This window comes from Ruegeria sp. CG11 (assembly GCF_056537245.1).
Map to the genome: position 1 here is coordinate 1 of NZ_JBQFRE010000041.1, position 9072 is coordinate 9072.

The window sequence follows — 9072 nt, forward strand, 5'->3', positions numbered from 1 at the left end:
GCAACCCGCTATGACCGCTGTCCCAAAGTATTCCTTTCTGTCATCGCGCTCGCAGCAACCGTCATCTACTGGTTATGAATCCTGACCCTAGATTACAGACTGGAATCAACATGAGGTGATTTCGGGAGAGCAGGCCGTAGGCGGTTTCCATCATAGAGGTAGAATCGGTTGCTCGCCGAGAGGGGCGGTAAACAGGCCTTCGCCGCAATCGAAAACACTCGAAACGTTGATTCCGAAGCAGCCAATCAGACCAAGACCAACCCCTTAGATTTTCTGTGGTGTCCAAACTCTACATTGATACCAAGGTTCAAAAGAATGCAAACAATACCAACTACTGACCGCTGATGCCCCTCGGCGCGTTTCAGCCGGGCGACGAGTGCCGGGTGGCTTGCGTGTTTTTGTGGATTTGCCATATAAGTCGAGATAACCTCCGGGAGGGGATACAACAAGTCCGCAGAGGCACCTGTAAGCGTGAGGGCAGTTCAGCGATATACGCAAAACGCGATGGCAGCTTTGGTCTGCCTGTCTTTGATCGTGTGGTCGCTACAGCCAAACTCGGGGCATGCTCCGACGGTGATCGAAACCGTGCAGGAGCATTTGCAGATTATTGCGGAACACAGGCATACCCATGGCTTTGAAGAAGATTTGTTGTGGGCTATGCACGGGCACAGTCATGATGGCGCTGATCATGACCACGGCCAGATGGTTATACCGGAATCGGGCGATGCGCTGTCACTGGCCTCGCTCCCGGATGACTGGGCCTTCGACAGGGTGCCGGGCGGCCCGTTTAGGAACAACAGTATAGAGCGGCCTCCGCGCGTGTGACGTCGCCCCAATCGGGGTTTTCGGCATCACATAACAACGGAGATCATCCATGAATCCATTCTCTCGGGGTCTGGACAGGCGCGCGACGCTCCTTCTGGCCCTCATCATAACCAATCTGGCGCTGAGCACGTCTCAGGTGCTGGCTCATAACGTCACCGAAGGCGACGCAGGCTACATCCAGGAAATCTGGGGCGTGAACATCATCCCCTTCATGTATCTAGGGGCAAAGCACATGGTCACTGGCTACGATCACATCCTGTTCCTGCTTGGCGTCGTGTTCTTTCTCTACCGGGCCAAGGATGTAGGCATCTATGTCAGCCTCTTTGCGGTCGGTCACTCGACCACAATGCTTTTAGGAGTGTGGTTTGGCTGGGGCGTGAACGCCTATATCGTCGACGCCATTATCGGCCTTTCGGTCGTCTACAAGGCGCTCGACAATCTCGGCGCGTTTCAGCGCTGGTTGGGGTTCCAACCAAATACCAAAGCCGCGACGCTGGTTTTCGGCTTGTTTCACGGTATGGGGCTGGCAACCAAAATCCTCGATTATGATATCGCTCCAGAAGGGCTTCTTGCCAATATGTTGGCGTTCAATGTGGGTGTGGAACTTGGCCAGCTTACGGCCTTGGCAATCATCCTTATCGTCATGGGGTTCTGGCGCAAAAGCCCGTACTTCTTCCAACAAGCTTACAGCGTAAACGTCGTCATGATGACCCTCGGGTTCATCCTGATGGGGTATCAGATCACCGGCTATTTTGTTGCCGCGTAAAGGAGTTCAGAAATGTTCAATACAGAAAGACCAAGTCTTGAGGAACTGCCAAGCTCGGCTCAGCTTATCCGCTCGACCGTCATTGCAGGTGCCTCCGCCGCAGTGATCCTTGTTACGGTGGTTCTGCCGGCCGAGTATGGGATCGACCTGACCGGCATGGGCCGAGTGCTCGGGCTGCAAGAAATGGGTGAAATCAAAACGCAGCTTGCAGACGAGGCCGAAGCCGACCGGCAACTTGAAACCCAGGATCAGTCGAGCTTGCTGAACGACGTTCTTGGCCTGTTTGTCGGGTCGGCTCATGCGCAAGAAGCCGAGGTCTGGCAGGATGAAACCAGCTTTATTCTCACACCTGGAGAGTCGGCTGAGTGGAAGCTGGTCATGGAGGAAGGTGCAGCGGCCGAGTATCGTATGGTCGTGACCGGCGGTCGGGTCAACTTCGACCTGCACGGTCACGGCGGCGGGAACTCGATCACCTATGAAAAGGGGCGTGGATCGACCGGTGCCGAAGGCACCATTGAAGCGGCCTTTGCAGGTGAGCACGGCTGGTTTTGGCGCAACCGCGACTCCGGCGATGTATCCGTGATGGTACAGGTCCGCGGCGACTACAGAGAGATTGTCGATTAAACAAAGCAAGCCGCCGCGCATATATTCTGCGCGACGGCCGCTTTTCGCTGTTCTTCCCTTTGAATTCAGCTCATTCCATTGGGAAAGGCCTTGTGACTATTGGGTAAACTCCCATCGGGATCATTGCAGACAGACCTGTTTATTGTCCGGAATATGGGTAGATTCACGGGCCCATTTGAAGAGAGACTGAATGTGTTGAGAGCGCCGGAATCCCCTGTTGTCCTAAACTATAATTAAAAAGTGTAGACATAATGAAATTTAGCATAATAATAAAAGATAGTATTGGACGCGTTTGCCTGTCGTCCTTAGGCTGTCCATGTGAAAGGTAAATACTTCACCTCCAAGCCGCCTGTAGATGGGAGTTAAATTGGTCGCACGGTTAGAACGCTTAGGGGCAAGATCATGCTTCGATATGCGGGTTGTCTTAGACAAAGCTCGTACAGTGTTTCTTGGGCTGCTACTGATTTGCCTGACCACTTCCTTTTCGTCCGGGTTCCATGTGCATACGGACCCATCCACTGTTCGGCAATCTGAGACAGTTGAAAAAACTGCTCCAAAACCGACCGGGTTGGGAGCGCAATTCGCTTCTCGCCACGCAGCTCATCTTCCGGACACGGAAACATCTAACGAGGGAAAAAACACCCTACCAAAACCATCTGCTAAACACAGTTCGACACACGTGCATGATGTACCGTTTGTTTTTCCGTCGTTTGCAGTGGCAATTGTAGGTGGGTTCCAGTCCATGGATGGCTTGTCATCACAGAGCTCGCAGGTTTTTGAGCTCTCCGCAGATATCTTCCATCCTCCAAAACTTGGGTGATTGAGCACGGATAGTTCCGTGCATTGCGCCGGCCCGGCGTTCCGTCGTGCTGGTTATCGCGTGCTCGCCCGACGGGTTCGCTACGCGCAATCAATAATCACATCTGAAGCTGGGCGCCTCGACGCCAGCTTTCTGAACCAACAGTTTGGAGACTCAAAATGATCACCCTTACTCGTCGTGCCGCGCTTTTGAGCGCCGCGAGCGCCGCTACCCTATCAGTGCTGCCTAATCTGACTCTCGCGGACGGCCACAAAGTACTGAAAATCGCCATCGCGCAGGAGGCCGGAGATCTGGACCTGCTGACCAATGTTTCGGCGCTCAGTACGTATAGCCTCGTATTCGACACGCTTGTGCACTACGGCCCCAATGGTGTCTTGCAGCCCAGCCTCGCAACAGAATGGGCTGAATCTGATGATGGAAAGACCCTGACTTTCAAACTCCGCGAGGGCGTCAAATTCAGCGACGGTACCGACTTCGACTCCGAGGTCGCGAAATGGAACCTGGAACGTTGGATGGGTAAAGACGATTTCAGCTGGATAGGCGTGTCCGACGCGATGGAATCGATCGAAGTTGACGGCACGCATGGCCTGATCATTAACCTGAAACGCCCCGTACCAGTGGCGTTGTTAGAGCTAAGTATTGTCCGCCCGGTTCGCTTCCTATCGCCGAATGCAGCGGATGGTGACGCCAAACAAACAGCGCCAGTTGGTACTGGCCCCTGGATGGTGGTCGAAAATGACAATGCTGGCACCAAGCTGGTTCCAAACTCGCATTACTGGGGGGATGCGCCCAGCTTTGAAGGTATTGACCTGAAAGTCGTTCCAGACGAGTTGTCGCGTTCGAATGGTCTGCGCTCGGGCGATCTGGACGTCATTGGTGGTGATTGGGTTTCACCGCTCTCGCCGCGCCGCGCACGTGCGATGGAAAAAGCGGGTGAAGCGACCGTTGTGGCCGAGCAGGGTACAACCGGTGTTTCGCTGACTTTCTCGCCAAAGTCTTCCAAACTGCAGGACGCACGTGTGCGCAAGGCAATCTCAGACTCGATCGACCGCAATGCCATTGTTGCTGTGCTGTACGAGGGGTTTGCAGATCCGATCAACAATGTGTTCCCCGGCGTGATCCCCGACAGTGGCGATCAAAATGAAATCCCGACACGCGACATTGATGCCGCCAAAGCTCTGCTGGTAGAGGCTGGGTGGGAGCAATCCGGCGGAGGATGGACCAAGGACGGTGAGACGCTCGAGCTTGAACTGATGGTGTCGGACGAGGCGCTGCCCGGTTCCCGCCGTTTGGCCGAAATGGTGCAGGGCATGATCTCGGAAAGTGGTATCAAGGTAACGGTTTCTTCGGTCGACAACGCCACAATCCACGAACGCCGCCCGGGTTTTGAATACGACCTGACCTTCATGGCAACCTATGGTGCGCCCTACGATCCACACGGCACATTGGCTAACCTGTTCCTGAGCAACGTCGACAGCGGACCTGATGGGAAGTTCTATGCACATCCCGACCTGGATCCCATTGTCACTAAAGCGTTGGAAACCGGCGGGGAAGACCGCGGCGCAGCGATGCAAGAGATCCATGCATGGCTGCTCGAAAACGCGGCTGTAGCACCTCTGGTGGCGCCTCAGCGCCTTTGGGCCCATTCATCGCGGGTCAGTGGCTTTGCCCTGCCAGCCGCTGATTATGACATTCCACATGCTGGGATCAATCTGAACTGATCTGTGTGATGTCTTGGCCCGGGCAGAGGTGTCCGGGCCAGAGATGAAGGAAAACCGACATGTTGAAGCTGTTTGCCCGCCGCGCGGGATTGGCACTTTTAATGATACTGGCGGCCTCTGCGCTGACCTTTTCGATGATCTCCGCGGCCCCTGGAAACGTGGCCGCGCTGATCGCCGAACGCGTTGCCGGGCCCGCTGCCAGTGCTGAGCTCGTTGAACAAATCGAAGATGAACTTGGCCTGAATGACCCGCTGCCGCTGCGCTATGGTCGCTGGCTGGCCTCTGCTGCAACCGGCGATCTCGGAGACTCGCTCCGAACTGGCAAGCCGATTGCACAGGAGTTCACCGAACGGATGCCGGTAACCGGCCTGCTGATGTTTTGGGGTGGCATCATCACCCTAATCATGTCGCTGAGCATCGGGGTAGCAGGCGCCATCAGCAATGGCGGGATCGTCGATCGCGCACTGCGTGCCTTTGCACTTTTGGCGGCCTCGAGTCCCAACTTTTTTGTAGGCGCAATGCTGGTCATAGTCTTCTCGGTGACTTTGGGCTGGCTGCCCGCATTTGGCGGAGTCGGTGCAAGTTCGTGGCTGATGCCCTGCCTGACCATTGCCATGTTCCCCGGCGCCGTTCTCAGCCGTGTCGTGCGGGTAGGTTTGCAAGAAGTGATGTCGCGTCCCTTCGCAACAACTGGGTTCGCAAAAGGTTACGGTCGATCCGGGGTACTACTGCGGGAAGCTTTGCCCAATATCGCTGTGCCTTACCTTACTACTTTCGGTGCGCAACTGGCTCTGATGATGATCGGGGCGATCCTGGTTGAAACAGTGTTTGCGCTGAAAGGCGTCGGTGCGTTTTTCATCGAAGCGATCCGGTTCCGCGATTTCATTTCGATGCAGTCGATCCTGCTGCTCTTCATCATCTTTTTCGTCTTCATCAATCTGATTGCAGATTTCATCTGCATGCTGATCGACCCGCGTATTCGGAGGCAGAAAAATGCATAACCTTCTATCATGGGTCCTCAAAAGCAAACCGACAAAGTGGCCCTGGCTGGTGCTGATGCCGGTCCTGTTCTTCGTTGCCGTTGCTGTATTCGGCCCCGCGCTGAGCCCCTACGATCCAACCAAACAAGACTACGGCGCGATCCTTCAGGGCCCGAGCGCCGCTCATTGGTTGGGCACCGATTATCTGGGTCGCGATATGCTCAGCCGGTTGATCCACGGGGCGCGGGTGTCTCTGGTGGCCATGTCCATGGTGCTGTCATTCGCGTTAGTGATCGGCGTCGTGATCGGATCGTTCGCCGGCTATGTCGGTGGAAAGGTCGAACTGGTGTTGATCAGTATCATCGACATCGTTCTTTCGCTTCCCAGCCTGATTATGGCGCTGGCGCTCATCGGTATTTTCGGACCCGGATATTGGTCGATGGTGGCGGCACTGACCTTGGCCTGGTGGGCGAACTATGCGCGGATGAGCCGCTCTGTTGTCGCGTCCGAATTGCACCAGCCCTACATCGAAGCCGCGCGCATGATGGGTGCAAGCCATCTACGTATCTTCTCGCGCCACATCCTTCCGCATGTGTTGGCGCTGGTGGTTGTTTATGCCTCAGCTGATGCCGGAGCATTGGTGCTGGCGATTGCCACGCTGTCCTTCTTGGGGCTGGGGGTAGAGCCTCCCACGCCGGAATGGGGGCAGATGCTGGTCGACGGGATGAGCTATCTTGAGGAGTATCCGCGCCTTGTCATCGCGCCCGGTCTGGCACTGACCTTGGTTGTGGTCAGCTTTAACCTTCTGGGTGAGCATTTTGCGCTGCAAAAGGTGCCGCGTGCATTGAACCCGCGTCGCCTGCGCAAGCTGCTTAGATTGCGCCGCAACGAAGAGACAGACATTCAAGCGCAGGAGGCCAAGTCATGACAGCTCCCGTTTTTGAAATCGAGGATCTGGTGATTGATCTTTATACAGAGCAGGTCTCGGTCCGGGCTGTTGACACAGCCTCACTTGCAGTGATGCCGGGTGAGATACTTGCCATTGTCGGCGAAAGCGGGTCGGGCAAGACCGTACTGACATTGGGTCCATTGGGTTTGCTACCCGAGGGTGTGTCCGTAGATATTCGAGGCAAAGCCGTCTGCGGCGGGCAATCTCTGCTGGGACAGTCAGATCGAGCTCTGGCCGATCTGCGTGGTCGCAACTTTGGTGTCGTGTTTCAGGATCCGATCTCGGCCCTGAACCCGATGAAGAAGATCGGCCCGCAATTGATGCGGCAAGCAATGCGGTTGCAGGGCGTTAACAAGGCAAAGGCCTATGAAATCGCTTTGGGGCTGCTAAGACGCACCGGCATTCCAGACCCTGAAGATCGTTACAACCGTTATCCGCACGAGATGTCGGGTGGCATGTTGCAGCGCGCGATGATTGCGCTGGCTTTGGCGGGCAATCCCCGGGTGTTGATCGCGGACGAACCCACCACGGCGCTGGACGCCACTGTACAGGCGCAGATTCTGGAGCTGATAAAGGACATCCAAAAGCAGGAGAATATTGCGGTAGTATTGATCACTCACGATATCGGCGTTGTCGCCTCGGTCGCAGATCGGGTGGCTGTGCTGTATGCCGGTCGTGTGGTTGAAAGTGGAACTGTGGATCAGGTGCTGACCGCACCAGTACATCCCTATACGCAAGGTCTGCTGGCCTCGGTCCCGAACCTACGCGCCAGTGGGGGTGAATTGTCTGAAGGCATCCCCGGCTCCCCCCCTGATCAGTCAAAGCTACGCACCGGGTGTCCATTCGATCTGCGTTGTTCGCGTGTATTGCCGGTTTGCGCAGTCAGTCGCCCCTCTCTGATGCCAGTGCTCGGCGACGAGACCCATATCACGGCTTGCCACGTGGCACAGGCAGAATTGGAAAGGGCCTGAGATGGACAATCAAATTGCAATTGAGGTCCGAGACCTTAAGGTTCATTTTCCGGGTAGTGGTCCGGACAGAATGGTCAGGGCGGTGGATGGGGTGGACCTGACCGTCGAACGCGGTGCCTTTCATGCGATCGTCGGTGAGTCCGGCTGTGGCAAAACCACGCTGGCGCGGGCGATGGTTGGGCTGCAACCTGCGACTTCCGGCGGTGTACGCATACTGGGTCAGGATTTGGAGACCGGATTAAGAGACCGCAAAGCGTTAGCCAGACAAATGCAGTTTGTGTTTCAGAACCCGCTGGGTGCGCTGAGCCGTCGTCAAACCGTGTATCAGTCGCTGGAGGAGCCGCTATCGATACATGGTATCGGCGGCAAGGAGAGGCGCGAACGTATCGCCCGGCTGATGGACTTGGTGGGATTGCCGGAAAGCGCCGGAGAACGCCTGCCAAGATCCTTGTCCGGCGGTCAGAGACAGCGTGTGGCCATTGCCCGTGCCTTGATGCTGGAGCCGGAGATTCTGATCTGTGATGAGCCTCTCTCGGCTTTGGACGTTTCGATTCAGGCGCAGATCGTGAAACTGTTCGTTTCCTTGCAGCAGGAGCTTGGGTTGACGGTGGTAATGATCTCTCATGATTTGGCCGTCGTCCGAGAGATGTGCAGCGATGTGACAGTGATGTATCTGGGAAAGGTGATGGAAATGGGCGCAACCGAAACCTTGTTCGGCAACGCTCAGCATCCTTATACGCAAGCACTTCTGTCCTCCGTTCCGTCACCCGACCCGCGCGTTGAGGCAGAGAGGCAGCGCATTGTGTTGCAAGGCGATCCGCCCAGTCCGATGGACCCGCCGTCCGGATGCCGCTTCCAGACCCGCTGTCGCAGAGCGCAGGACCGCTGCCGTCGTGATCGTCCCTCTCTGGAACAACTGGATACCAACCATGCTGTCGCATGTCATTTTCCGGGGCCAGCGGAGGAGCTTATGGAAACAGTTGACCTTTTAGGGCAACGCGAGTGAAAAACTGAGCCAGTTGAAAAACTTGGTGTTAGATGGGCCGGGGATTCTATAACTCCGGCCTATCAACGGTTGAACACTATCCAAGTGCATGAGACCAGAGCTTTCGTCACTCGTCTCGCGTTTATGCCGCATGTTCGGTTTGCCCGTTGTCGCTGCGACGCATCCGAAGTTCGAGAAGATCCCAAAGTCCCAGAATCTGCGTTTCGCATTAACGGAAGCAAACCGTCGTAAAAAGCCGACATTGATGGTGGTGAGAACGGCCTAAAACGACCGTTTGAGGAAGAAATCACGAACGATCGCTTTGCATGTTTTATTTACCGCGGTTGAAATCAACCAGCGTAATCGTGCCCGAATGGTCGGTATCCAGGTCGGCGAACCATCCGTCCGACCCGACGAGGAACTCATGCTCA

The 9072-nt window shown here is 55.8% G+C and carries 8 protein-coding genes; all 8 read left to right on the forward strand.

The annotated features are described in order from the left end of the window. The first annotated feature begins 504 nt into the window (after window positions 1–504). The 8 genes from ACR0KW_RS23870 (at window position 505) to ACR0KW_RS23905 (ending at window position 8662) form a co-directional block, all read left to right on the forward strand. Window positions 505–825, forward strand: a complete 321-nt coding sequence (locus tag ACR0KW_RS23870; protein ID WP_480807255.1) for a hypothetical protein — start codon at window positions 505–507, stop codon at window positions 823–825. A 49-nt stretch (window positions 826–874) separates the two neighbouring features. Next, on the forward strand, window positions 875–1591 hold the full coding sequence (locus ACR0KW_RS23875; protein WP_480807256.1) for a HupE/UreJ family protein: 717 nt from the start codon (window positions 875–877) through the stop codon (window positions 1589–1591). Window positions 1592–1603: 12 nt separating this feature from the next. Continuing rightward, entirely contained in the window at window positions 1604–2215 is a 612-nt protein-coding gene (locus ACR0KW_RS23880; RefSeq protein WP_480807257.1) for a transmembrane anchor protein, read from the forward strand. Between the two features lie 978 nt (window positions 2216–3193). Next, on the forward strand, window positions 3194–4756 hold the full coding sequence (locus ACR0KW_RS23885) for an ABC transporter substrate-binding protein (RefSeq protein ID WP_480807258.1): 1563 nt from the start codon (window positions 3194–3196) through the stop codon (window positions 4754–4756). A 59-nt stretch (window positions 4757–4815) separates the two neighbouring features. Next, window positions 4816–5757, forward strand: a complete 942-nt coding sequence (locus ACR0KW_RS23890) for an ABC transporter permease (RefSeq protein WP_480807259.1) — start codon at window positions 4816–4818, stop codon at window positions 5755–5757. Further along, complete coding sequence (locus ACR0KW_RS23895) at window positions 5750–6664, forward strand: ABC transporter permease (protein ID WP_480807260.1); 915 nt, start codon at window positions 5750–5752, stop codon at window positions 6662–6664. The genes ACR0KW_RS23890 and ACR0KW_RS23895 overlap by 8 nt, the downstream gene beginning before the upstream one ends. Then, window positions 6661–7656: an ABC transporter ATP-binding protein gene (locus tag ACR0KW_RS23900; RefSeq protein ID WP_480807261.1), complete on the forward strand. Its 996-nt coding sequence runs from the start codon at window positions 6661–6663 to the stop codon at window positions 7654–7656. Before ACR0KW_RS23895 ends, ACR0KW_RS23900 begins: the two co-directional genes overlap by 4 nt. Window position 7657: 1 nt before the next feature. Beyond that, window positions 7658–8662: an ABC transporter ATP-binding protein gene (locus ACR0KW_RS23905; protein ID WP_480807262.1), complete on the forward strand. Its 1005-nt coding sequence runs from the start codon at window positions 7658–7660 to the stop codon at window positions 8660–8662. Window positions 8663–9072 lie beyond the last annotated feature (410 nt).

Excerpts from the sequence above, each read along its gene's own strand:
- ACR0KW_RS23875 (WP_480807256.1), top strand. The coding sequence starts at position 875 with ATGAATCCATTCTCTCGGGGTCTGGACAGGCGCGCGACGCTCCTTCTG.
- ACR0KW_RS23890 (WP_480807259.1), top strand. The coding sequence starts at position 4,816 with ATGTTGAAGCTGTTTGCCCGCCGCGCGGGATTGGCACTTTTAATGATA.
- ACR0KW_RS23905 (WP_480807262.1), top strand. The coding sequence starts at position 7,658 with ATGGACAATCAAATTGCAATTGAGGTCCGAGACCTTAAGGTTCATTTT.
- ACR0KW_RS23895 (WP_480807260.1), top strand. The coding sequence starts at position 5,750 with ATGCATAACCTTCTATCATGGGTCCTCAAAAGCAAACCGACAAAGTGG.
- ACR0KW_RS23900 (WP_480807261.1), top strand. The coding sequence starts at position 6,661 with ATGACAGCTCCCGTTTTTGAAATCGAGGATCTGGTGATTGATCTTTAT.
- ACR0KW_RS23885 (WP_480807258.1), top strand. The coding sequence starts at position 3,194 with ATGATCACCCTTACTCGTCGTGCCGCGCTTTTGAGCGCCGCGAGCGCC.
- ACR0KW_RS23870 (WP_480807255.1), top strand. The coding sequence starts at position 505 with ATGGCAGCTTTGGTCTGCCTGTCTTTGATCGTGTGGTCGCTACAGCCA.
- ACR0KW_RS23880 (WP_480807257.1), top strand. The coding sequence starts at position 1,604 with ATGTTCAATACAGAAAGACCAAGTCTTGAGGAACTGCCAAGCTCGGCT.